Source organism: Bradyrhizobium sp. CCBAU 21365, from assembly GCF_015291305.1.
GTDB lineage: Bacteria > Pseudomonadota > Alphaproteobacteria > Rhizobiales > Xanthobacteraceae > Bradyrhizobium > Bradyrhizobium elkanii.
In genome coordinates this window covers 1,297,014-1,317,662 of sequence record NZ_CP030036.1, presented here as the reverse complement: position 1 = coordinate 1,317,662, position 20,649 = coordinate 1,297,014, and the positions used below count along the sequence as shown (strand labels likewise).

At 65.9% G+C, this 20,649-nt stretch carries 20 protein-coding genes; 11 read left to right on the top strand and 9 right to left on the bottom strand.

All coding sequences use genetic code 11. From position 1 onward, the window contains the following. Window positions 1-74 precede the first annotated feature (74 nt). Window positions 75-353 carry a hypothetical protein gene (locus tag XI02_RS06150; RefSeq protein WP_172648838.1) on the top strand — a complete coding sequence of 93 codons (279 nt, stop codon included), beginning with the start codon at window positions 75-77 and terminating at the stop codon, window positions 351-353. A gap of 11 nt (window positions 354-364) precedes the next feature. Here the strand turns inward: XI02_RS06150 and XI02_RS06145 are convergent, their stop codons facing one another. Continuing rightward, window positions 365-994, bottom strand: coding sequence for a CoA pyrophosphatase (locus XI02_RS06145; RefSeq protein WP_016845607.1), 630 nt, complete (start codon window positions 992-994; stop codon window positions 365-367). A 92-nt stretch (window positions 995-1,086) separates the two neighbouring features. On the opposite strand from XI02_RS06145, the gene XI02_RS06140 reads away from it, so the two are divergent. The 3 genes from XI02_RS06140 to XI02_RS06130 all read left to right on the top strand — a co-directional run bounded on the left by XI02_RS06140 (window position 1,087) and on the right by XI02_RS06130 (window position 3,118). After that, window positions 1,087-1,512 carry a PaaI family thioesterase gene (locus XI02_RS06140; protein WP_172648839.1) on the top strand — a complete coding sequence of 142 codons (426 nt, stop codon included), beginning with the start codon at window positions 1,087-1,089 and terminating at the stop codon, window positions 1,510-1,512. Between the two features lie 101 nt (window positions 1,513-1,613). Continuing rightward, complete coding sequence (locus XI02_RS06135; RefSeq protein WP_069275790.1) at window positions 1,614-2,624, top strand: aldo/keto reductase; 1,011 nt, start codon at window positions 1,614-1,616, stop codon at window positions 2,622-2,624. 293 nt (window positions 2,625-2,917) lie between these two features. Beyond that, the gene (locus XI02_RS06130) at window positions 2,918-3,118 is read left to right on the top strand and encodes a hypothetical protein (RefSeq protein ID WP_016845614.1); all 201 of its coding nucleotides are present in this window, start codon (window positions 2,918-2,920) and stop codon (window positions 3,116-3,118) included. A gap of 100 nt (window positions 3,119-3,218) precedes the next feature. Here the strand turns inward: XI02_RS06130 and katG are convergent, their stop codons facing one another. Next, on the bottom strand, window positions 3,219-5,384 hold the full coding sequence (gene katG, locus XI02_RS06125; protein ID WP_172648840.1) for a catalase/peroxidase HPI: 2,166 nt from the start codon (window positions 5,382-5,384) through the stop codon (window positions 3,219-3,221). Between the two features lie 118 nt (window positions 5,385-5,502). On the opposite strand from katG, the gene XI02_RS06120 reads away from it, so the two are divergent. Beyond that, window positions 5,503-6,459: a hydrogen peroxide-inducible genes activator gene (locus XI02_RS06120; RefSeq protein WP_069275786.1), complete on the top strand. Its 957-nt coding sequence runs from the start codon at window positions 5,503-5,505 to the stop codon at window positions 6,457-6,459. Between the two features lie 164 nt (window positions 6,460-6,623). On the opposite strand, the gene galU is transcribed toward XI02_RS06120, so the two are convergent. After that, window positions 6,624-7,499: a UTP--glucose-1-phosphate uridylyltransferase GalU gene (gene galU, locus XI02_RS06115; protein ID WP_172648841.1), complete on the bottom strand. Its 876-nt coding sequence runs from the start codon at window positions 7,497-7,499 to the stop codon at window positions 6,624-6,626. 223 nt (window positions 7,500-7,722) lie between these two features. Between galU and XI02_RS06110 the strand changes: the two genes are divergently transcribed. Both XI02_RS06110 and XI02_RS06105 read left to right on the top strand, forming a co-directional pair. Then, window positions 7,723-9,102 carry a lytic murein transglycosylase gene (locus XI02_RS06110; RefSeq protein WP_018269634.1) on the top strand — a complete coding sequence of 460 codons (1,380 nt, stop codon included), beginning with the start codon at window positions 7,723-7,725 and terminating at the stop codon, window positions 9,100-9,102. Window positions 9,103-9,441: 339 nt separating this feature from the next. Continuing rightward, complete coding sequence (locus XI02_RS06105; RefSeq protein ID WP_194483374.1) at window positions 9,442-11,157, top strand: SGNH family hydrolase; 1,716 nt, start codon at window positions 9,442-9,444, stop codon at window positions 11,155-11,157. Between the two features lie 164 nt (window positions 11,158-11,321). Here XI02_RS06105 and XI02_RS06100 read toward each other — a convergent pair whose 3' ends face one another. Beyond that, the gene (locus XI02_RS06100) at window positions 11,322-11,711 is read right to left on the bottom strand and encodes a CsbD family protein (protein WP_016845195.1); all 390 of its coding nucleotides are present in this window, start codon (window positions 11,709-11,711) and stop codon (window positions 11,322-11,324) included. 59 nt (window positions 11,712-11,770) lie between these two features. Continuing rightward, a complete protein-coding gene (locus tag XI02_RS06095; RefSeq protein ID WP_194483373.1) occupies window positions 11,771-12,505 on the bottom strand; it encodes an SDR family NAD(P)-dependent oxidoreductase in 735 nt (244 codons plus the stop codon). A gap of 182 nt (window positions 12,506-12,687) precedes the next feature. Here XI02_RS06095 and XI02_RS06090 point away from each other — a divergent pair, with 182 nt between their 5' ends. Then, a complete protein-coding gene (locus XI02_RS06090; RefSeq protein WP_069280592.1) occupies window positions 12,688-13,467 on the top strand; it encodes an SDR family NAD(P)-dependent oxidoreductase in 780 nt (259 codons plus the stop codon). A gap of 101 nt (window positions 13,468-13,568) precedes the next feature. Further along, window positions 13,569-14,456, top strand: a complete 888-nt coding sequence (locus tag XI02_RS06085; RefSeq protein ID WP_172648843.1) for a TauD/TfdA family dioxygenase — start codon at window positions 13,569-13,571, stop codon at window positions 14,454-14,456. Between the two features lie 191 nt (window positions 14,457-14,647). Here XI02_RS06085 and XI02_RS06080 read toward each other — a convergent pair whose 3' ends face one another. Both XI02_RS06080 and XI02_RS45960 read right to left on the bottom strand, forming a co-directional pair. Next, entirely contained in the window at window positions 14,648-15,307 is a 660-nt protein-coding gene (locus tag XI02_RS06080) for a YqgE/AlgH family protein (protein ID WP_137476976.1), read from the bottom strand. A 57-nt stretch (window positions 15,308-15,364) separates the two neighbouring features. Further along, a complete protein-coding gene (locus XI02_RS45960; RefSeq protein WP_256438840.1) occupies window positions 15,365-15,487 on the bottom strand; it encodes a hypothetical protein in 123 nt (40 codons plus the stop codon). Here XI02_RS45960 and XI02_RS06075 point away from each other — a divergent pair. Both XI02_RS06075 and XI02_RS06070 read left to right on the top strand, forming a co-directional pair. After that, window positions 15,444-16,283 (top strand): protein-disulfide reductase DsbD domain-containing protein, encoded by an 840-nt coding sequence (locus XI02_RS06075; RefSeq protein ID WP_172648844.1) that lies wholly within the window; start codon window positions 15,444-15,446, stop codon window positions 16,281-16,283. The genes XI02_RS45960 and XI02_RS06075 overlap by 44 nt on opposite strands. Before the next feature lie 264 nt (window positions 16,284-16,547). After that, window positions 16,548-17,939 carry a lipopolysaccharide biosynthesis protein gene (locus tag XI02_RS06070; RefSeq protein WP_370143854.1) on the top strand — a complete coding sequence of 464 codons (1,392 nt, stop codon included), beginning with the start codon at window positions 16,548-16,550 and terminating at the stop codon, window positions 17,937-17,939. 84 nt (window positions 17,940-18,023) lie between these two features. On the opposite strand, the gene XI02_RS06065 is transcribed toward XI02_RS06070, so the two are convergent. Together XI02_RS06065 and XI02_RS06060 are read right to left on the bottom strand one after the other, a co-directional pair. Beyond that, window positions 18,024-19,205, bottom strand: coding sequence for a CynX/NimT family MFS transporter (locus XI02_RS06065; RefSeq protein WP_172648845.1), 1,182 nt, complete (start codon window positions 19,203-19,205; stop codon window positions 18,024-18,026). A gap of 24 nt (window positions 19,206-19,229) precedes the next feature. After that, entirely contained in the window at window positions 19,230-20,621 is a 1,392-nt protein-coding gene (locus XI02_RS06060) for an FAD-binding oxidoreductase (RefSeq protein ID WP_172648846.1), read from the bottom strand. Between the last annotated feature and the right edge of the window lie 28 nt (window positions 20,622-20,649).

Here is a 20,649-nt window from a genome sequence, read left to right as displayed (position 1 = left end):
GCCTCGTTGTAGCAAGCACGGCTGCGAAGTCAGCCCGGAATTGTCCGGATCGCAGCGGCCGGATGCCGCGATCAATGCAGAATATTCGCCACAATGCGGTGTTTTCCGAACGCAGCAGTGGAGAGACTGCCATGAGGATGACCGTCTGGCTGGTTGCCGCCTGCGCGTTGACGCTCGCCGCACCGGCGCGCGCCGAGCGTCCCGACTGCGGAACGTTTCCGGATACGCGTTCACGATTCACCTGTTACGAGAATGTGTCGCGGGCGCCTCAGGAACCCGAGGCCGCGGTGCATTCGCCTGGTGCGCAGGAGAAATCAATGAAGATGAACGCCCGCAAGCGGCGTCACAAATAGCGTCATCGTCGCTACTTCCATGCGAATACCGGCTGCTCCAGTTCGGCGACGCGGGTGCTGCGACCGGCCAGTACCTCGCGGAATTGATAGATCAGCGCAGCAGTCGGCGCATGGATCTGCTGGCCACCGAGGCGGAAGCGGATCACGCGCCGCGAGCTTTCCGGAATCGTGGCGAAGCTGAACGCGTCCTCCAGCTCGATCGCATCGAGGCCGATGCGGTGGACGGAGGCGACCTCGTCGGGGTTCGGCGTGATCGCCGCATGCGCGCCGGCCCAGACCACGACCGGCGTGATCAGATAGCCGGACCGCGTCGGATAATCGTCGAGCATGCCGAGCACGTCGCGCTCCGACAGTGCGAGCCCGAGCTCCTCATGCAATTCGCGCAGCGCGGCCTCGGCCTGCGTCTCGCCGGCATCGCAGCGCCCGCCCGGCAGCGCCCATTGCGCGCTGTGGGCACGCAGGCGCGCGCTGCGGCGGGTCAGCAGGAACGCCGTGCCGCTGCCGTCGTCGCCTTCGGTCAGCGCGATCGCAACCGCCGCGCGCTTCAGCGTCGGCGCGGCATCCGCCGGCGCCAAACGCGCGAATGCGGCACAGAGCTCTGCGATATTCCGCCGGGTGGCATCGTCAAATGTGCGGGCCATTGACCTTGACTACACCACAACAGCGTTTGATGAAATGACTGCTACCACATGCCTCCTGCGATCAATCATCAGCAAGCAACGGACCCCACCTCATGACGGCCAAGGCCGCGGACAAACTCAAATCCGACGGCTGGAAGATCGCCGAAACCACGGGATTCCTGACGCTGATCGGCCCGCTGTGGGAACGGTTGAAGGACGGCGCGCTTGAACTCGCGCTGATCACCGAGGACAAGCACCACAATCGCCGCGGCCTCGTGCAGGGCGGCGTGATCATGACCTTTGCCGATCGCGCCTGCGGCATGGCCGCACGCTTCGCCTCAGGCAAGCCGACGCTTGCGACGGTGCAGCTCGACACCCATTTCGTCGAGGCCGGCAAGATCGGCGAGATCCTGACGACGCGGCCGCGCGTGGTACGCTCGACCCGCAGCCTGATCTTCATCACGGCCGAGGTGACCGTCGACAAGCGCTGTATCGCGATGGCCAACGGCGTGTTCAAAATCCTGAAGAACGAGAGTTGATCCTGTCATTCCGGGGCATCGCGCAGCGATGAACCCGGAATCTCGAGATTCCGGGTTCGATGCTGGCGCATCGCCCCGGAATGACCCCGGAGGAACGATCGATGCAATATCGCCAGCTTGGCCGCAGCGGCCTGAAGGTTTCGCCGATCTGCCTCGGCACCATGATGTTCGGCGGACCGACCGACGAGGCGACCTCGGCGCGGATCGTGGCGAAGGCGCGCGAGGCCGGCATCAACTTCATCGACAGCGCGGATGCCTATAATGGCGGCAAGTCCGAGGAGGTCGTCGGACGCGCGATCTCGAACAGAAGGTCGAACTGGGTGCTCGCGACCAAGCTCGCCAACCCGATCGGCGACGACCCCAATCATGGCGGACTGTCGCGTCGCTGGGTGTTCCAGGCCGCCGACGAGAGCCTGAAGCGGCTCGGCACCGACTACATCGACGTCTACTATCTGCACAAGGAAGATCACGCGACGCCGCTCGACGAGACGGTGCGCGCGATGGGCGACCTGATCCGCGCCGGCAAGGTGCGCTATTTCGGCGTCTCCAACTACCGCGCCTGGCGGGTCGCCGAGATCTGCAACATCTGCGACCGGCTCGGCATCGACCGTCCGGTCGCGAGCCAGCCCTATTACAATGCGATGAACCGGATGCCCGAAGTCGAGCATTTCCCGGCCTGCGCCTATTACGGGCTCGGCATCGTGCCCTATAGTCCGCTGGCGCGCGGCGTCTTGACCGGCAAATACGCGCCCGATGCGGCGCCGCCCGCGGACACGCGTGCGGGGCGCAACGACAAGCGCATGATGCAGACCGAGTGGCGGCCGGAATCGCTGCAGCTCGCGCAGGAGATCAAGCGCCACGCCGAGAGCCGCGGCATCACCGCCGGGCAGTTCGCGGTGTCCTGGGTGCTGAACTCGTCGTTCGTCAGCGCGGTCATCGCGGGCCCGCGCACCGAAGCGCAATGGGACGACTACATCCGCGCGCTCGACTACCGCTTCACCGCCGAGGACGAAGCCCTGATCGACCGCCTCGTCGTTACCGGCCATCCCTCGACGCCGGGCTTCAACGACCCCGCCTATCCGATCGAGGGGCGCCGGGCGCGGAGCGAATAGATCCACCAGCGGCGACGAAGTTAGGCTGCATCGCGTCAACAGCAGACTCACTGCACCTCTCCCGCTTGCGGGGGAGGTCGCATCGCATTTCATGCGATGCGGGTGGGGGCTCTTTCCGCGATGCGACTCGTGGAGAGAGCCCCCACCCCAACCCTCCCCCGCAAGCGGGAGAGGGAGCACAGTTCCGATGCGGTTCTCGGCAGCGCCGAAGTTACGTTTCGTAGCTTCCGAATTGCGCGGAGCCCGACTCGGCTGCAGCATCAGGACATGGAAATGCTGATGCTGGTGCTGCAATGACGGCAGCCAATGTACTGGACTGGATCGTGGCCCTCCTCGTCTGCTGGGCGAGCCTGACCGCAATCTTCGAACCTCGGCGCGGTGCCTCGCAGTGCGACGTGTCCACCGCAACAAGCAGCGCGCCGCAAGTCTCACTGGCGACCCTGACGCAAGCGGAGATTGAGGAGATGATCCGCGACATGAAGCTGCATGATTGAACGGGATCGGCAAACCACGAAAATCCTTCCTCGTCGTCCCCCAAATGAAACAGGGCGGCGCCGAAGCGCCGCCCTGCCCTGATTGCCGTTTGCTCGCCGCTTACTTCGCGAGGTCGAAGCGGTCGGCGTTCATCACTTTGGCCCAGGCCGCGACGAAGTCGTTCACGAACTGCTCCTTGGCATCGGACGAGCCGTAGACCTCGGCGAACGCGCGCAGCTGCGAGTGCGAGCCGAAGATCAGGTCGACGCGGGTGCCGGTCCACTTCACCGCCTTGGTCTTGCGGTCGCGGCCCTCATAGACGCCCTGACCGGCATCGCTCCACACCGTGCCCATGTCGAGCAGGTTGAGGAAGAAGTCGTTGGTGAGCGTCCCCGGCTTGCTGGTGAACACGCCGTGCTTCGACTTCTTGGCATTGGCGCCGAGCACGCGCAGGCCGCCGACGAGGACCGTCAATTCCGGCCCGGTCAGCCGCAGGAGCTGTGCACGGTCGACCAACGCTTCCTCGGGCTGCAGGAACTGATGCTTGCCGCCGATATAGTTGCGGAAGCCGTCAGCCCGCGGCTCGAGCGGAGCGAAGGATTCGACGTCGGTCTGGTCCTGCGTCGCATCGGTGCGGCCCGGCGTGAAGGGGACCTTCACATTGGTGCCGCCGTCCTTGGCCGCCTTCTCGATCGCAGCCGCGCCGCCGAGCACGATCAGATCGGCCAGCGAGACCTTCTTGCCGAACGCCTTCTGGATGGCTTCGAGCTTGCTCAGCACAGTCTTGAGCTGCGCCGGCTCGTTGACATCCCAGTCCTTCTGCGGCGCAAGGCGGATGCGTGCACCATTGGCACCGCCGCGCTTGTCGGAGCCGCGGAACGTGGAGGCCGAGGCCCAGGCGGTCGACACCAGTTCGGACACCGACAGACCCGAGGCGAGGATCTTCGCCTTGAGCGCCTCGATATCCTTGTCGTCGATCACGGCGTGATCGAGCGCCGGAACCGGATCCTGCCAGATCAGCGTCTCCTTCGGCACCAGCGGGCCGAGGTAGCGCTGGATCGGACCCATGTCGCGATGCGTGAGCTTGAACCAGGCGCGGGCGAAGGCGTCCGCGAACTGATCCGGATGCTCGTAGAACCGGCGCGAGATCTTCTCATAGGCCGGGTCGTAGCGCAGCGACAGGTCGGTGGTCAGCATCGTCGGGACATGCTTCTTCGACGGATCGAACGCGTCCGGAATGACGGCGTCCGCGCCCTTTGCCTTCCACTGCTTCGCACCCGCCGGGCTCTTCGTCAGCTCCCATTCGTACTTGAACAGGTTCTCGAAGAAGTGGTTGCTCCACTTGGTCGGGGTCTGGGTCCAGGTGACCTCGGGACCGCCGGTGATCGCGTCAGCGCCGACGCCGGTGCCGAACTTGCTCTTCCAGCCGAGACCCTGTTCCTCGATCGCGCCACCTTCCGGCTCCGGCCCGATCAGCGACGGATCGCCGGCACCGTGGGTCTTGCCGAAGGTGTGGCCACCGGCGATCAGCGCAACCGTCTCCTCGTCGTTCATCGCCATGCGGAAGAACGTCTCGCGGATGTCCTTCGCGGCGGCGACCGGGTCCGGATTGCCGTTCGGGCCTTCCGGGTTGACGTAGATCAGGCCCATCTGCACCGCGCCGAGCGGCTCGGAGAGCTGGCGCTCGCCGCTGTAGCGCTCGTCACCGAGCCAGGTGCCTTCCGGACCCCAGTACAGCTCTTCCGGTTCCCACACGTCGGCGCGGCCACCCGCAAAACCGAACGTCTTGAAGCCCATCGATTCCAGCGCGACGTTGCCGGCGAGGATCATCAGGTCGGCCCACGAGATCTTGCGGCCGTACTTCTGCTTGATCGGCCACAGCAGCCGGCGCGCCTTGTCGAGGTTGGCGTTGTCCGGCCAGCTGTTGAGCGGGGCGAAACGCTGCTGACCGGCACCGGCGCCGCCGCGGCCGTCGGTGATGCGATACGTGCCCGCCGAGTGCCAGGCCATGCGGATCATCAGGCCGCCGTAATGGCCGAAGTCGGCCGGCCACCACTCCTGCGACGTCGTCATCAGGGCCGTGAGGTCCTTGATCACGGCGTTGAGATCGAGGCTCTTGAATTCCTTGGCGTAGTCGAAGCCCTTGCCCATCGGGTCGGACAGGCTGGAGTTCTGATGCAGCACCTGAACGTCGAGCGTCTCCGGCCACCAGTCACGATTCGAGTGCCCGCGAGGCCCGCCTGTGAATGGGCATTTGCCCGCGCCTTCGTCGGTTTTTGCGTCCATGTTTCTTCTCCGAGGTGATGGATTCTGGAATGCGCTGGAGCTCTTCCAAGAATGATTCTACGCAACCCAATCCATCAGAGGAAATTGACTTTAGTGATCGCTTCGATAAGATTATCTGATGATAAATGTCACACTCCGGCAACTCAGGTATTTTGATGCTCTGGCCCACCACCGCCATTTCGGGCGCGCCGCGGATGCCTGCGCGGTGTCGCAGCCGGCGCTGTCGATGCAGATCCGCGAAATGGAACAGGCGGTCGGCGGCGTGCTGATCGAACGCAATGCGCGGCAGGTGACGCTGACGACCTTCGGCGAGGACCTGCTGCGCCGCGTGCGCGACATCCTGCGCTCGGTCGACGAGCTCGGCGACTTCGCGCGCGCCTCGCGCGACAAGCTTGCCGGCCGGCTGCGGGTCGGCATGATCCCGACTGTCGCGCCATATCTGCTGCCGAAGGTGATCGAGAACCTGGCGCGGCTGCATCCCGAGCTCGACATCCATGTCCGCGAGACGCTGACGCCGAAGCTGATCAAGGAGGTCGCCGAGGGCCGGCTCGACACCGCGATCGTGGCGCTGCCGGTATCGGAACCGTCGCTGACCGAGGTCGCGCTGTTCTCGGAAAACTTCCTGCTGGTGCGGCCGGGCGAGGATGCCAAGACGCCGGTGCCGAGCGCCGAGATGCTGCGCGAGATGCGGCTCTTGCTGCTCGAGGAGGGCCACTGCTTCCGCGACCAGGCGCTGTCGTTCTGCAACATGCAGTCCTCGCCGCCGCGCGAGGTGCTGGACGCGAGCTCGCTGTCGACGCTGGTGCAGATGGTCGGCGCCGGCATCGGCGTCACGCTGATCCCCGAGATGGCGGTAACGGTCGAGACGCGCTCGGCGCCGGTCACGGTCTCGCGCTTCAAGCACCCGCAGCCGTCGCGCACCATCGGCATGGTCTGGCGCAAGACCTCTCCGCTCGCCGCGCAGCTCCAGCAGATCTCCGAAGTCGTCAGCCTCGCCGCCCGCGCCCTGCGCGCGCCGAAGCAGGACGGCGCCAGGGAGCCGGCGAAGCGTACGGGGCGAAGGAAGGTGGCGTGATTGCCGAGACGCTGCGGCGAAGATGTAGTTCTCGTTTGACGCACACGTCTCGCCATCCCACAACCGTCGTCCTGGCGAAAGCCAGGACGACATCGAATATGTTGCGCGGTCTGTGAATCATACGCCCGCATTCTCGCGGCGAATGACGAGATGAGGCGGCGCCCCTATTTCTCCAGATACTTCTTCATCTCGGCGATCAGGCCGTCGCGCAGTTCGGGGCGTTTGAGGCCGAAGGCGATGTTGGCGCGGAGGAAGCCGGGCTTCGAGCCGCAATCGTGACGCTCGCCCTCGAACTCCACGCCGTAGAACTTCTGCGTCTTGGCAAGACCGATCATCGCATCGGTGAGCTGAATCTCGCCGCCGGCGCCGCGCTCCTGCGTGGCCAGGATGTTGAAGATCTCCGGCTGCAGGATGTAACGGCCGGTGATCGACAGGTTGGACGGCGCGGTGCCCTGCGGCGGCTTCTCGACCATGCGGTCGACCTCGAAGATGTTGCCGGTGCGTTTGCCGACGCTGCAGATGCCGTATTGATGGGTGAGCTCGTCGGGCACCGCCTCGACCGCGATCAGGTTCGACTTATCACCAAGCCTGCTCGCGGCGTCGATCATCTGCTTGAGGCAGCCCGGCGTGTTCAGCACCAATTCGTCCGGCAGCACCACCGCGAACGGCTCGTTGCCGACGATATCGCGCGCGCACCACACCGCGTGGCCGAGCCCGAGCGGCGCCTGCTGACGAGTGAAGCTCATCGCGCCGGCCTCGGGCTGATTCTGCGCCAGGATATCCTGCTCGGTCTTCTTGCCGCGCTGCGCCAGCGTGGTGTCGAGCTCGAACACGCGGTCGAAGTGATCCTCGATGACACCCTTGTTGCGGCCGGTGACGAACACGAAATGCTCAATGCCGGCTTCCCGGGCCTCGTCGACCACGTACTGGATCAGGGGCTTGTCGACGATCGTCAGCATCTCCTTCGGCATCGCCTTGGTGGCGGGCAGCACGCGGGTACCGAGACCGGCGACGGGGAATACGGCTTTGCGGATCTTCATGGGATTATCGGAAGCCTTGAAATGGGTGGGACGGCGGCACGAAATGAATCATACCTTTGGTACCCCGTTTTGCAGCCGCCAACAAAGGCGGATGTGTGGTGCGGCTTAATTCCGCCGTTCCCGTCAGCCAATGCGGGCCGCAACAAAATCTCGCCCTTGTTAAGTTATTGGAAACCGTGCCGGGGCCTTCTGGAACAGCACGATTTTGACAGGCACACGACAAATGCGCGCGATGGGAACATCAAGGATCAAGCTTTTCAGCGCGAGCCTGATCGCGCTGGGCCTGCTGCTGCCCGGCAGCACGCAAGCCCAGTCGGCGGGCAACGGCCTGACCAACCTGATCGACAGCATCTTTTCCGGACCGAATGCGACGCCGCCGCAGGCCGCAACCGGACAGGATGGCGCAGCGCCGCCGTGGAGCGGTGAAGACGGCGCCTCCGGCCATCCGCTGATGACGGCTGCGGCGATCCGCCAGGCCGCGTCGGACTTCCCGAACTGCGTCGCAGCGATGTGGCCAGATGCCGCACGGCGCAACATCAGCCAAGAGAATTTCGAGCGCTTCACCGCCGGCCTCACGCCCGATCTGCGCATCATGGACCTGATGGATTCGCAGCCGGAGTTCACCAAGGCGATCTGGGATTATCTCGACATCCTCGTCAGCGACACCAGGCTCGCCAAGGGCCGCGAGATCCTTGCGAAATACAAGCCGCAGTTCGATGCCACCGAGAAGGCCTATGGCGTCGACCGCTACATCATCGCGGCGATCTGGGGCATCGAGTCGAACTACTCGACCCAGATGGGCGATCGCAACGTGGTGCAGTCGACCGCGACGCTCGCCTGCATCGGCCGCCGTCAGGCCTATTTCAAGGACGAGTTCCTGTCGGCGCTGGAAATCCTCAACCGCGGCGACCTCAGGCCCGAGCAGATGCGCGGCTCCTGGGCCGGCGCGTTCGGCCCGACCCAGTTCATGCCGACCGCGTTCAAGCGCTATGCGGTCGACGGCGATGGCGACGGCCGCCGCGACGTCGTCGACAATCCGAGCGACCTGATCGCCTCGACCGCCAACAATCTGAAGAAGGACGGTTGGCAGACCGGCGCGAGCTGGGGCTACGAGGTCGTGCTGCCGCAAGGCCTCAATTACATGCTAGCCGATCGCGCCAAAGCGATGCCGCTGTCGCAATGGGAGCATCTCGGCCTCAAGCGGCCGAACGGCCAGCCGTTCCCGCGACCGTCCGACAAGGCCTATCTGCTGGCGCCGGCCGGTGCCGAGGGGCCGGGCTTCCTGATGCTGCAGAACTTCCGGGTGATCATGAAGTACAACCCGGCGGAAGCCTATGCGCTCGCCATCGGCCATTTCGCCGACCGCCTGCGCGGCGGCCAGCCCTTCGCGCAGCCCTGGCCGCGCCAGGAACGGGTGCTGTCGCGCGCCGAACGGCTGGAACTGCAGCAGCTGCTCGCCCAGCGCGGCTTCTACAAGGGTACGCCCGACGGCCAGTTCGGCGGCCAGACCCGCGAGGCGCTGCGCGGCTTCCAGGTGTCGATCGGGGCGCCGGCCGACGGCTTTGCCACCGCCGAGGTGCTGGAGCGGCTGCGGGCGCGGTAGGGCTCGGTGGGCCTCGCTTCACCTCTCCCGCTTGCGGGGGAGGTCGGATTGCATCGGAGATGCAATCCGGGTGGGGGCTCTGTCCACTTGAAGACCCTCTCGACATTCGACTTGCGGAAACACCCCCACCCCAGCCCTCCCCCGCAAGCGGGAGAGGGGGCACGGTTCCGTCGGGGGCGACATCCGCCGCTCCCCCCGAAAGTAACCGTGAAATCCGATAGTTGCCGGCTGCCTTGACGGCAGCCGAAGGCACCCGATTTATGGTGGAAAAGCTGCCCGCTTGCGGCCCGATTCCGCTAGTATGCTCACGTACTTCCAGATCATTTGCGACCGAACGCGATGCGAGAGCCAAAGTCCTTTCTGCGCATATTCACCGAAGCCGGCCCGCTGGTCGCGCTGACGGTGGCGCTTGCGCTGTTGATCGGCATCGCCCAGCCCGCCTCGGCGCAGTTCTTCGGCTTCCCCGGCTTCGGCGGCGGACCGCCGCAACCGCAGCGCCGCGCTCCGCCGCAGCATGGCGGTGGCGGCTGGTTCGGCGGCGATTTCTTCGCACCGTTCCAGCAGCAGCCCCAATCATCGCAGCCGCAGCGGCCACGCGAGGATTTCTCGCGCGCCCCGGCACCGGCCAAGCGCGAGGCCGCCGCCGAGCGCAACGTGCTGGTCATCGGCGACGCCATGGCCGACTGGCTCGGCTACGGCCTGGAAGATGCCTATTCCGACCAGCCCGACATGGGCGTGATCCGCAAGCACAAGACGGTCTCCGGTCTGATCCGCTATCAGCCCAAGGGCGATCCGGCGGATTGGGCCGCGGCTGCGAAGGGCATTCTCGCCACCGAGAACCCCGACGCCATCGTCGTGATGCTCGGCCTCAACGATCGCACCGCGATCCGCGAATCCGTCGTGGAGAAGAGGGTCGACAAGAAGGACGAGAAAAAGGACGCGCGCGGCAAGCCGGAGGCCAAGCCCGGCGACAAGCCCGATGCCGCCGCCAAGAATGACGGCAAGGCTGACGCCAAGCCCGCCGATCCCGAGCCGCCGGCCGACGACGCCGACAACGATCAGCAGGCCGCGCCGGAAAAGACCGCGCGCTCGCCCAACGGCCTCTATGAATTTCGCGACGACCGCTGGGTCGAGCTCTACGGCAAGAAGATCGAAGAGCTGATCAACGTGCTGAAGAGCAAGGGCGTGCCGGTGCTGTGGGTCGGCCTGCCCGCGATCCGCGGCCAGAAGGGCACGTCGGACATGCTGTTCCTCGACGCGCTCTATCGCGACGGCGCCGGCAAGGCCGGCATCACCTATGTCGACGTCTGGGACGGCTTTGTCGACGAGGCCGGCCGCTTCATGCAGAAGGGTCCGGACTTCGAAGGCCAGCCCCGCAAGCTGCGTACCGATGACGGCGTGTTCTTCACCAAGGCCGGCGCGCGCAAGCTCGCGCATTATGTCGAGCGCGAGGTGACGCGCCTGCTCGCGGTGCGCTCCGGGCCGATCGCGCTGCCCAGCGAACCGGCGACACCGGATACCAGCGCCGAGCCCGGCAAGCCCGCGCCGCGGCCGCTGGCCGGCCCGGTGCTGCCGCTGGTCGCCTCCACGGTCGGCACCGATCAATTGCTCGGCGGACCGGGCTCGCGGCCCGCCGCCGTCGATGCGCTCGCCGCGCGCACGCTGGTGAAGGGCGAGGCGCTGGCGCCACCCGCCGGCCGCGCCGACGATTTTGCCTGGCCGCGCCGCGAGATCGGCCGCGAGCAGGCCAAGGGCGATGTGCCGGTTGCGGCGGCGACGCCAGCCGCGCCGGCGGGCGGACCGGCCAATCCGCCGCCCTCGACCACGGCGATCGCGCCCGATGGCTCGATCATCACCGCGCCGAAGCCGCCAAGGCGTGTGTTCCGTCCGGCGCAGACCCAGGCCCAGCCACAACAGCAGCCGCAGACGCAGCCCTGGCTGCGCGATCTGTTCGGGTTCGGCGCGCCGCAGCAGCGCCCGCTGGTCGCTCCGCCGCCGCGCCCGCCGCGCGGTGTCGGACAGCGGGCCGCAGTGCCTGGGAGTCCGTGGCAGTAGGCCGCGCGCACGCGCGACAAGCTAGCTGATGGCTGGAAATTTGCGGGAACCTTGCACGGCGGGTCAGGCGAAGCCGTAACCCGCCGATGTCTTGCGCGGCGTCTTGCACGGCGAGATGGCGGATTACGCCGTCGCGAACCCGCCCTGTGATTTCATCGTATGGCTCAACCGTAATAGCGCCAGCGCGACGGCGGCGGGCGGCGCGGCTGGCGCGTCATCAGGAGCGCCAGCGCAAAGCCGATGCCGCCGGCGATCAGCAGCGATCCCAGCGGGTTCTCCTGCACCGCATGCGCCATTGCCTTTTGTCCGCTGCGAACCGTCTCGCCGCGATGCTCATAGGCGTCCTTGAGGGTATCCTTGGCGTAGTTCACCGCGGTGTCGGCGGCGTCGCGCGCGGCGTCCTTGGCCTGGCCGTAGAGATCCTGCACCGAGCCTGCGGCTTCGCGCGCACGGCCCGAGGCCTGGGTCTGCGCATCGCCGGTCGCATCGCCGACTGCGCCCTCGGCCTTGCCCGCGAACTCTTTCGCCGTTCCGAAAATCCGATCCTTGTCCATCGTCACGCTCCCTGATCTGTCCGGGAGCTAACCGGGAAACGGCGCGCAGGTTCCTGTGGTTACAGGATCAGCCCGCCGTCGACGACGATGGTCTGGCCGACGATGTAGGAGGCAAGCGGCGAGGCCAGGAACAGCGCGGCGCCGGCCATGTCGGCGGGCGTGCCGAGACGCTTCAGCGGAATGCGCTCCAGCGCGCCTTCGAGACGTTTCGGATTTGCCGTCGTCGCCTTGGTCATCTTGGTGTCGACGAGGCCGGGCGCGATGCCGTTGACGCGGATGCCGTTCTCCGCCCAGGCCTCGCCGAGCGTGCGCGTCAGCCCGACGGCGCCGGTCTTCGAGGCGTTGTAGGCCGGATTGCCCATGGTGGAATGATAGGCCGCGGTCGAGCTCACGATGATCAGCGAGCCCTTAGCTGCGCTCAGCATCGCCTGGAATTTGGTCGCGCAGGCCATCAGGCTCATCAGGTTGACCTCGAGCACCTTGCGAAAACCCTCCATCTCGAATTCCCCGCGGCGGTAAATCACCGCGCCCTGCGCCAGCACCAGCACGTCGAGCCGGTCGAACGACGGGTTGAAGGCCTCGATCGCCTGCGGGTTGCTGACATCGAGCTGCGCGTAGGCGAGGCCCTCGAGATGCGAGCCTTCCTCGGTGGAATAGTCGCTCGCCTGCGCGCGGGTGCCGCAGATCGCGACGCGCGCGCCCTTGGCGCGGAACGCCTGCGCGATGCCGTTGCCGATGCCGCTAGAGCCTCCGACCACCAATATTTGCTTGCCGCCGAAATCGAGCTCGTTCATCGCGCGTTCCTCTCCCGTGCTGTTGTCTTGATTGAGCATGATCCTTTTCGGAAAGCCAACCGGGAAACTTGCGTTAACGCGCTGCGCGCATGCCCGATATCGGGTCGGTGGTTTGACGTATCTTGCGATCGGTGCCAGCGTTGCCGTCTCTCACAACGCAGAAAATCAACGGGGGGTCCGTGATGTCCGAATACAAGCAGCTCAGCCGTTCGGTGAAGGGCCTCACCGTTCTCGTCACCGGCGCCGCCAGCGGCATGGGCCGCGCCACCGCGCGGGTGTTTGCCGATGAAGGCGCCAATGTCGCGGTCACCGACCTGACCGAAGAAGGCACGCAGGCGGTGGCGAAGGAGATTTCGGCAAGCGGCGGCTCGGCGAAGGCCTGGACGCTCGACGTCAGCGATCGCGACGCCATCACCAAAGTCGTCAACGACGTCGCCGCGCATTTCGGCGGGCTCGACATCATCGTCAACAATGCCGGCATCTCGGTGCGGGTGCCGATCGACGATCCCGCTTACGAGGACGCCTGGGCCAGGGGCATCGCGGTGATGCTGACGGCGCATCCGCGCATCATCCGCGCGGCACTGCCATACCTGCGCAAGTCGCGCTCGCCGCGCATCGTCAACATCGCCTCGACCGAGGCGCTCGGCGCGACCGCGCTGCACAGTCCCTACTCCGCGGCGAAAGGCGGCGTCACCAGCCTGACGCGCTCGCTCGCGGTGGAACTGGGACGCGAAGGCATCACCGTGAACTGCATCTGCCCGGGTCCGATCCGCACCGCGATCACCGACCGCATCTCCGAAGAGCACAAGACGCTCTACGCCAAGCGCCGCACCGCGCTCGCCCGCTACGGCGATCCGGAAGAGGTCGCGCACATGACGCTGAGCCTGTGTCTGCCCGCCGCGTCGTTCCTGACCGGCGCCGTGATTCCGGTCGACGGCGGGTTGATGGCGCGGAATGCCTGATCCGCGCGCGGCCGCGAAGCGTTGACAGCGCGCGCGCGGTGAGTAGCCTTCCCGTCAAACGAAGCGGGACAACCGCCCGCGACAGACGGGGAGATACGCCAATGACGGTCCTGATCCGGCAGCTTCACAAGCATTTCGTCGGCGAGGTCTCCGGCGTCGATCTGCGCAAGCCGCTGACGAAGCAGGAAGCCATCGACATCGAGGCCGGCATGGACAAATACGCCGTGCTCGTGTTCCACGGCCAGGACATCTCCGACGAACAGCAAATGGCATTCGCGCTGAATTTCGGCGAGCGCGAAGATGCGCGCGGCGGCACCGTGACGAAGAAGGAGGACTACCGCCTCGCCTCCGGGCTGAACGACGTCGGCAATCTCGGCAAGGACGGCAAGCCGCTGCCGAAGGAGCACCGCACCCACCTGTTCAACCTCGGCAACTGCCTGTGGCACTCCGACAGCTCGTTCCGGCCGATCCCGGCGAAATTCTCGCTGCTGTCGGCGCGCGTGGTCAACCCGAAGGGCGGCAACACCGAATTCGCCGACATGCGCGCCGCCTATGACGCGCTCGACGACGAGACCAAGGCCGAGATCGAGGACATGATCTGCGAGCACTCGCTGATGTATTCACGCGGCTCGCTCGGCTTCCTCGACTACACCGATGAAGAGAAGCAGATGTTCAGGCCGGTGCTGCAGCGCCTGGTGCGGACGCATCCGGTGCACGGCCGCAGGTCGCTGTATCTGTCGTCGCACGCCGGCGCCATCAGGGGCATGAGCATGCCGGAGGCGCGGCTGCTGCTGCGCGACCTCACCGAGCACGCGACGCAGCCCGAGTTCGTCTATGTGCACAAATGGACGGTGCATGACCTCGTGATGTGGGACAACCGCCAGACCGTGCACCGCGTCCGCCGCTACGACCAGTCGCAGCCCCGCGACATGCGCCGCGCCACGGTCGCGGGCACCCAGCCGACGGTCGCGCAGGAAGCGGCGGAGTAAGCAGAACTACTACTGGTGTCGTCCCGGGCAAGCGCCAGCGCGACCCGGGACCCATAACCACAGGGCGCTGTTATTGCACGACGCTGTGGCCCCAGCACGGCGGCGCAACTGCATGCGGTGGTTATGGGTCCCGGCTTTCGCCGGGACGACACTGAGAATGTGTTGGGATCGTCGACGACCTCAGCGACAGCCTACGCGTGGCCCGCGTCGTTCGACAGCATGCCGGCCTCGATGCCGATCTTGCGCAAGGCGCGCGCGTATTTCTCGTCGACGTCGGTACCGAAGATCAATTCCGGATCGGCGTCGCAATGCAGCCAGCCATTATGCTGGATCTCGTTCTCGAGCTGGCCCGGCGCCCAGCCGGCATAGCCGAGCGCGAGGATCGCGTGCTTGGGCCCGGCGCCCTTGGCGATCGCCTTGAGAATATCGACGGTCGCGGTGAGCGAGATGCCGTCGTCGATGTTCAGTGTCGCATCCTGAATGTAGAAGTCGCTGGAATGCAGCACGAAGCCGCGGCCGGTGTCGACCGGGCCGCCCTTCATCACCTTCATCATCTCGGCATTCTCGGGCAGCTGGATCTGGTCCGACTTCTCGATGATGTCGAGCTGCACCAGCAGCCCCGGGAAATCGATGCTGCCGGCGGGACGGTTGACGATGATGCCCATCGCGCCCTCGGAGGAATGCGCGCACATGTAGATCACGGAGCGTTCGAAGCGCGGGTCGTCCATGACAGGCATCGCGATCAGCATCTGGCCGTCGAGATAGCCGCCTTCGGCGGCATGGGCACCGACGGCCGGGCTTCTGCCGGCGGCGGTCTTGCGAGTCTTGCCTGGTTTGCCTTCAGGGCGCATCCGCAAAGGCCTTTCCTGCTGATTTGGCATCCTGATATCGGGTGGCGGTTCTGTCAATCAACCATCGACCGCCGTGCGGCGATGCATCACAAGCAATTCAATGGTTTGCACCGAAAGTTGCAGGTAAAGACGTCTCATGATCGTCATAGTTCCCTTGCGGGCCGCATTTGGCGTTGCCATCCTGTTTTCCGTCGCATGTATGGCAACGGAGGTGCGCGCCGACGACGCCTCGCCGTGGCAACAGGACGCGCATTCGGCGGTGCGGCTGCTCGCCGGATCGCGCAGCGGCGCGGTGCTGCTTGGCGGCATTGCGTTCCAGTTGCAGGACGGCTGGAAGACCTATTGGCGGACGCCTGGCGATTCCGGCGTGCCGCCCCGGTTCGATTTCTCCAGGTCGGATAACGTCGAGGCGGTTACCGTGATGTGGCCGGCGCCGCGGCAATTCGACGACGGCGCCGGCGGCACCTCGCTCGGCTACAAGCACCAGGTGGTGCTGCCGCTGCGCATCGTGGCGAAGAATCCCGACAAGCCGCTGGTGCTGCGCGCCGACATCAACTACGCGGTGTGCGAGAAGCTGTGCGTCCCGGTGGAGGCGAAGGCCGAGCTGGCGTTCGCGAGCGTCGCATCGACCGAGGACGCCGCGCTGTCGGAAGCGCTCAACGCGGTGCCGAAGCCCGCCAATATCGGCGACCCCATCCCGTTTTCGATCCGCGACGTCAAGCGCGACGGCAAGAACAACGTGTTGGTCGATGTCAGCGCGCCCGAGAGCCGCGACCTCAGCCTGTTCGTCGAGGGGCCGACGCCCGACTGGGCGCTGCCGGTGCCCAAGCCCGTCGAACACGCGCCGCCGGGCGTGAAGCGCTTCTCTTTCGAGCTCGACGGCCTGCCGCCCGGCGCCAAGGCCGACGGCGCCGCGCTGAAGCTGACGCTGGTTGGCGGCGACAAAAGCTACGAATTCAATATCAATTTGAACTAGCTGTCGGGCGGCGCTTCAGCGTATCCCGTCGTCGTCCCGGCCGAGTGCGCCATTGCGCACGGGGGCCGGGACCCATACTCCGCGGCGGCAGTTTGAGACGCGCTGGGTATCAGGCTGTGCGCACCAACTGTTCCCTGTGGTTATGGATCCCGGCTTTCGCCGGGATGACGCAAGATGGGAACACGCCTCGCCGAACCCAATCTTAACGTTTCGTTGATAGATCGGGGCCATTGCCGCCGTGCGGCGCTTTAGGAATTTTCCGCCTTGGCTGTGATGGAGACACAATCCGCAACCTCAGCGCCATTGGGCCGGGTCGCACGCCTGCGTGACCTCGCCGCGCGCGCTCTCGGCGGCACCAAGGAGGCGTCGGTCACCAAGCGCCTCGCCGGCATGATCTTCGCCATTCGCGTCATCAGCGCCGCCATCGCCTATCTCGCGCAGATCCTGCTGGCGCGCTGGATGAGCGGCTCGGACTACGGCATCTATGTCTATGTCTGGACCTGGGTGCTGCTGCTCGGCAGCACAATGGATTTCGGCATCGCGCCCTCCGCGCAGAAGATCATTCCGGAATACCGCGCGCGTGGCGACCTCGCGGCACTGCGCGGCTTCCTCTCCGGCGGCCGCTGGGTGGTGCTGGCGACGTCCAGCATGGTCGCGCTGCTGCTCGCCGGCGTGATCCACCTCGCCTCGCCCTGGATCGATCCCAACGCAATCGTGCCGCTCTACATCGGCTGCCTGACCTTGCCGCCCTTCGTCGTCGCCAACACCCAGGACGGCATCTCCCGCGCACATGACTGGATGCAGCTCGGCCTGATGCCGCAGTTCATCGTGCGGCAGGGGCTGATCATCGCGCTGACCGCCGGCGCGCTGGCGCTCGGCCTCAATCTCGGCGCCACCGCGGCGATGATCGCGAGCGCCGCCGCGGTGTACATCGCGGCGATCGGCCAGATGGTCGTGCTCAACCGCCGCCTCACCGCCCATCTCGGGGTGGGCGAGAAGAGCTACGACGTCAAGGGCTGGTTCGCGATCTCCCTGCCGATCATGCTGGTCGAGAGCTTCTATCTCCTGCTCGGCTACACCGACGTGCTGATGCTGCAGCAGTTCCGCTCGCCCGAGGAGGTCGGCATCTATTTCGCCGTGGTGAAGACGCTGGCGCTGGTGTCGTTCGTGCACTACGCGATGGCGGCGACGACGGCGCACCGCTTCGCCGAATACAACGCGATCGGCGACAAGGACCGCCTGTCGGCCTATGTCGCACACGCCATCAGCTGGACGTTCTGGCCCTCGCTGCTCGCGACCGTCGCCCTGCTGGCGTTCGGCAAGCCGCTGCTGTGGCTGTTCGGCCCGAAATTCGTCGACGGCTACAGCATCATGTTCGTCGCCGCGATCGGGCTTGTGGTGCGCTCGGCGATCGGGCCGGTCGAGCGGCTGTTGAACATGCTCGGCCACCAGAGCATCTGCGCCACGGCCTATGCGGTGTCGTTCCTGATGAATGTCGGGCTCTGCATCGCCGTCGTCCCCCGCTACGGCGGCATGGGCGCCGCCGCCTCGACCTCGCTGTCGCTGACCTTCGAGACGATCCTCTTGTTCTATGTGGTGCGCTCACGCCTCGGGCTGCACGTGCTGGCGTTCGGCAGGCGGCGGCCGGCGTCATAGCATTCCGCCGGGCGCGGCATAATGCGATGGCATGCCCGCCGCCGGACTGGAAAACCTGCCTGACCGCGTTCAGCCTTGCGCCTGTCAGGCGCGCCTGATGTCCGCCTGCTGCCAATCGTGGCCGGCAACCATGCGGCGGAAGAACCACAGCACGGCCGGGCAAGCCAGGAGCACGGCGGCGCCGAAGTCGAGCGCCGCGCTGGCGGAGCCGACCGAGGTCGAGAGCCTTCCTCCGATCGCAGGTCCGGCCAGCATGCCGGCGTAGAAGACGGTGTAGAATATTCCCATTCCGATCGGCCGCGTCTTCTGCTCGAGCACACGCGCAGGCAGGCTCATGATTGGACCGGCAGGCAGGCCGCAGAGGATTCCAAGAGCAATGACGACGGGAAGCACCGTGCCGCTGCGCGACAGGAGCAGTGTTAGGAGCGCGAAGGCGATGCAGCCCGTGACCAGGATCACCTCGCCGCGCCTCGTCCGATCGGCGAGGAAGCCGCCCAACGGCACCGAAAGGGCGGCGAGCCAGAGCACGATACTGATGGTTGATCCGGCTGCGGCGCCCGACCAGCCCTGCTCGACAAGCATCGACGGACCGAAACTGAAGATCATCGCAAAACCGATGTTGTAGAGACACCAGATCAGGCCGGCGGCAATCACGGCGCAGATCGTGTCGGCGGTCAGGCTGCTGCGCTCGCCTTCAACCGCGACCGCCGCATCCGGCGCGCGATAAACCAGAGCAATGAGGCCAAGACCGATCAGGATCACCCCGACGACGGCAAGATTGACGGCATGGAGTCCGAGCGTGGCTCCGATTGCCGGCAACAGCATGAGAGCGGCTGCGATGCCGGCCGGCCATGAGTTGATGAAAATGGCCATCGCGGTGGCGATTTCCCGACCGGCAAACCAGTCCGCGACCATCTTGGTCATCAGAACGTTCAGGAGGACGCCGCCGATGCCGGCAGTCAGTCGGCCCGCGATCTGCGCGCTCCACGACGTTGACGTGGTCATCAGCAGTTCGCCCGCCAGCATCATCAGGAGACCGGCAAGGACCACCACCTTGTCGCCATAGCGGCGGCCGATCGCGCCGCCAGGCAAGGCAAGCAAGGCGCCCGGCGCAAAGTAGAGCCCGATCAGGACGCCGATATCGGCCAGGCTCGCGCCCAGACCCTGGCTGAGCTGCGGCGCGATGGCCGCGACGCTCTGAAACTGAAAGGCGATGGTGGCACGAGCGACGAACAGAGCGGCAAGAATGGTCCAGCGGCTTCGCATTTGGATTTTCTCCGATGCCCTGAACTATGTCGTCGGCTTGATATTCTGGTTCAGGCGGAAGAAATTCGTCGGATCGTATTTGTTCTTGAGCGCGACAAGACGTGCGTAATTTTCGCCATAGGCGTCGCGCACCCGGTCTTCGCCCTCGTCCCCCAGATTGTTGGCATAGACGCCGCCGGTCGAATAGGGCCTGACGGCACTCCACAGCTCGCGCGCCCAACGCATGTTCGCCTCGTCACCGGCCGGATCGTCCCAGATCGCGACCGGAAAGCAGTCGAACGCCGCATCGCGGTTTGCGTAAGGCGAGTTCGATACCGGAACCCGTGCAATTGCGCCGCCGACATGCTGGAGGACCAGCAAGGACGAGGTGTTGGGGGCTCTCGCATAGGCGTCGAGCAGCGCGTCGATCGCGCCCGCACCGATCTCGCGCAGGAACTGCGCCTTCCAGTAATAGCGACGTCCCCGCGGAAACAGGGCATCGCCACCCGACTGAATCTCGAGATAGGGGACGGTTGCGAGGCGCGTCTCGACGGGCGAGCCGAACTTGACGATCGGCGAAAGCGCGCGCTCGCCGTCATGATGCGAGCCGACGTAGCAACCGGAGATGTTGAAGAACCGGTCGCCCGACGGCAGCGTCACAAGCGCCGCATCGACGTTGACCTCATCGGCAGCGTTTCGCGCGAATTCATCGTAGAACTGCATGGCCTCGCGCGCCCGATCGTAAGGATAAAGCGTCGACGCGACGGGCAACGACGTGCCGATCGGATGCAACCGGTATTCGAACGCAGTCACGATGCCGAAATTGCCGCCGCCGCCTCTCAAGCCCCACAGCAGGTCGGGGTGTTCGGTCGCGCTGGCCCTTAGGACCTGTCCCTCGGCTGTCACCACTTCGGCGGCAATCAGATTGTCGCAGGTCAACCCGTATTTTCGCCCGAGCTTGCCGAAGCCGCCGCCAAGCGTGAGCCCGGCGATGCCGGTGTCGCTGTTGACGCCCATGGTGGTCGCCAGACCGTGCGCCTGCGTGGCACGATCGAATTCGCCGAGATCGAGGCCGGCCTCCGCGCGCGCGGTGCGTCGGACCGGATCGACGTCGATGCGCTTCATCCGCGACAGGTCGATGACGATGCCGCCGTCACAGACCGAGAGGCCGGCGACGTTGTGGCCTCCGCTGCGAACGGCCACCGGGAACGTGCGGGACCGCGCGAACGTCACCGCCTCGACCACGTCCCGGGTATCCGCGCAGTAGGCGATGATGGCCGGCCGCCTGTCGACGGCGCCGTTCCAGACCCTGCGCGCCTCGTCGTAACCGGCGCTCCCGGCGAGGACCACCTGACCCTTGAGCCGTAGCTGGGAGGCGGGCCGAAGCTCGGAATGCGATTTGCCCATCACCTCGTCATCTGGCTGCCGCTGCTCCATCCGATTTGCTCCTCGCTACGAATGCCCA

Coding starts and splice junctions, on each gene's coding strand:
- XI02_RS06150 (WP_172648838.1), top strand. CDS start 75: ATGCAGAATATTCGCCACAATGCGGTGTTTTCCGAACGCAGCAGTGGA.
- XI02_RS06145 (WP_016845607.1), bottom strand. CDS start 994: ATGGCCCGCACATTTGACGATGCCACCCGGCGGAATATCGCAGAGCTC.
- XI02_RS06140 (WP_172648839.1), top strand. CDS start 1,087: ATGACGGCCAAGGCCGCGGACAAACTCAAATCCGACGGCTGGAAGATC.
- XI02_RS06135 (WP_069275790.1), top strand. CDS start 1,614: ATGCAATATCGCCAGCTTGGCCGCAGCGGCCTGAAGGTTTCGCCGATC.
- XI02_RS06130 (WP_016845614.1), top strand. CDS start 2,918: ATGACGGCAGCCAATGTACTGGACTGGATCGTGGCCCTCCTCGTCTGC.
- katG (WP_172648840.1), bottom strand. CDS start 5,384: ATGGACGCAAAAACCGACGAAGGCGCGGGCAAATGCCCATTCACAGGC.
- XI02_RS06120 (WP_069275786.1), top strand. CDS start 5,503: ATGATAAATGTCACACTCCGGCAACTCAGGTATTTTGATGCTCTGGCC.
- galU (WP_172648841.1), bottom strand. CDS start 7,499: ATGAAGATCCGCAAAGCCGTATTCCCCGTCGCCGGTCTCGGTACCCGC.
- XI02_RS06110 (WP_018269634.1), top strand. CDS start 7,723: ATGCGCGCGATGGGAACATCAAGGATCAAGCTTTTCAGCGCGAGCCTG.
- XI02_RS06105 (WP_194483374.1), top strand. CDS start 9,442: ATGCGAGAGCCAAAGTCCTTTCTGCGCATATTCACCGAAGCCGGCCCG.
- XI02_RS06100 (WP_016845195.1), bottom strand. CDS start 11,711: ATGGACAAGGATCGGATTTTCGGAACGGCGAAAGAGTTCGCGGGCAAG.
- XI02_RS06095 (WP_194483373.1), bottom strand. CDS start 12,505: ATGAACGAGCTCGATTTCGGCGGCAAGCAAATATTGGTGGTCGGAGGC.
- XI02_RS06090 (WP_069280592.1), top strand. CDS start 12,688: ATGTCCGAATACAAGCAGCTCAGCCGTTCGGTGAAGGGCCTCACCGTT.
- XI02_RS06085 (WP_172648843.1), top strand. CDS start 13,569: ATGACGGTCCTGATCCGGCAGCTTCACAAGCATTTCGTCGGCGAGGTC.
- XI02_RS06080 (WP_137476976.1), bottom strand. CDS start 15,307: ATGCGCCCTGAAGGCAAACCAGGCAAGACTCGCAAGACCGCCGCCGGC.
- XI02_RS06075 (WP_172648844.1), top strand. CDS start 15,444: ATGATCGTCATAGTTCCCTTGCGGGCCGCATTTGGCGTTGCCATCCTG.
- XI02_RS45960 (WP_256438840.1), bottom strand. CDS start 15,487: ATGGCAACGCCAAATGCGGCCCGCAAGGGAACTATGACGATCATGAGA.
- XI02_RS06065 (WP_172648845.1), bottom strand. CDS start 19,205: ATGCGAAGCCGCTGGACCATTCTTGCCGCTCTGTTCGTCGCTCGTGCC.
- XI02_RS06060 (WP_172648846.1), bottom strand. CDS start 20,621: ATGGAGCAGCGGCAGCCAGATGACGAGGTGATGGGCAAATCGCATTCC.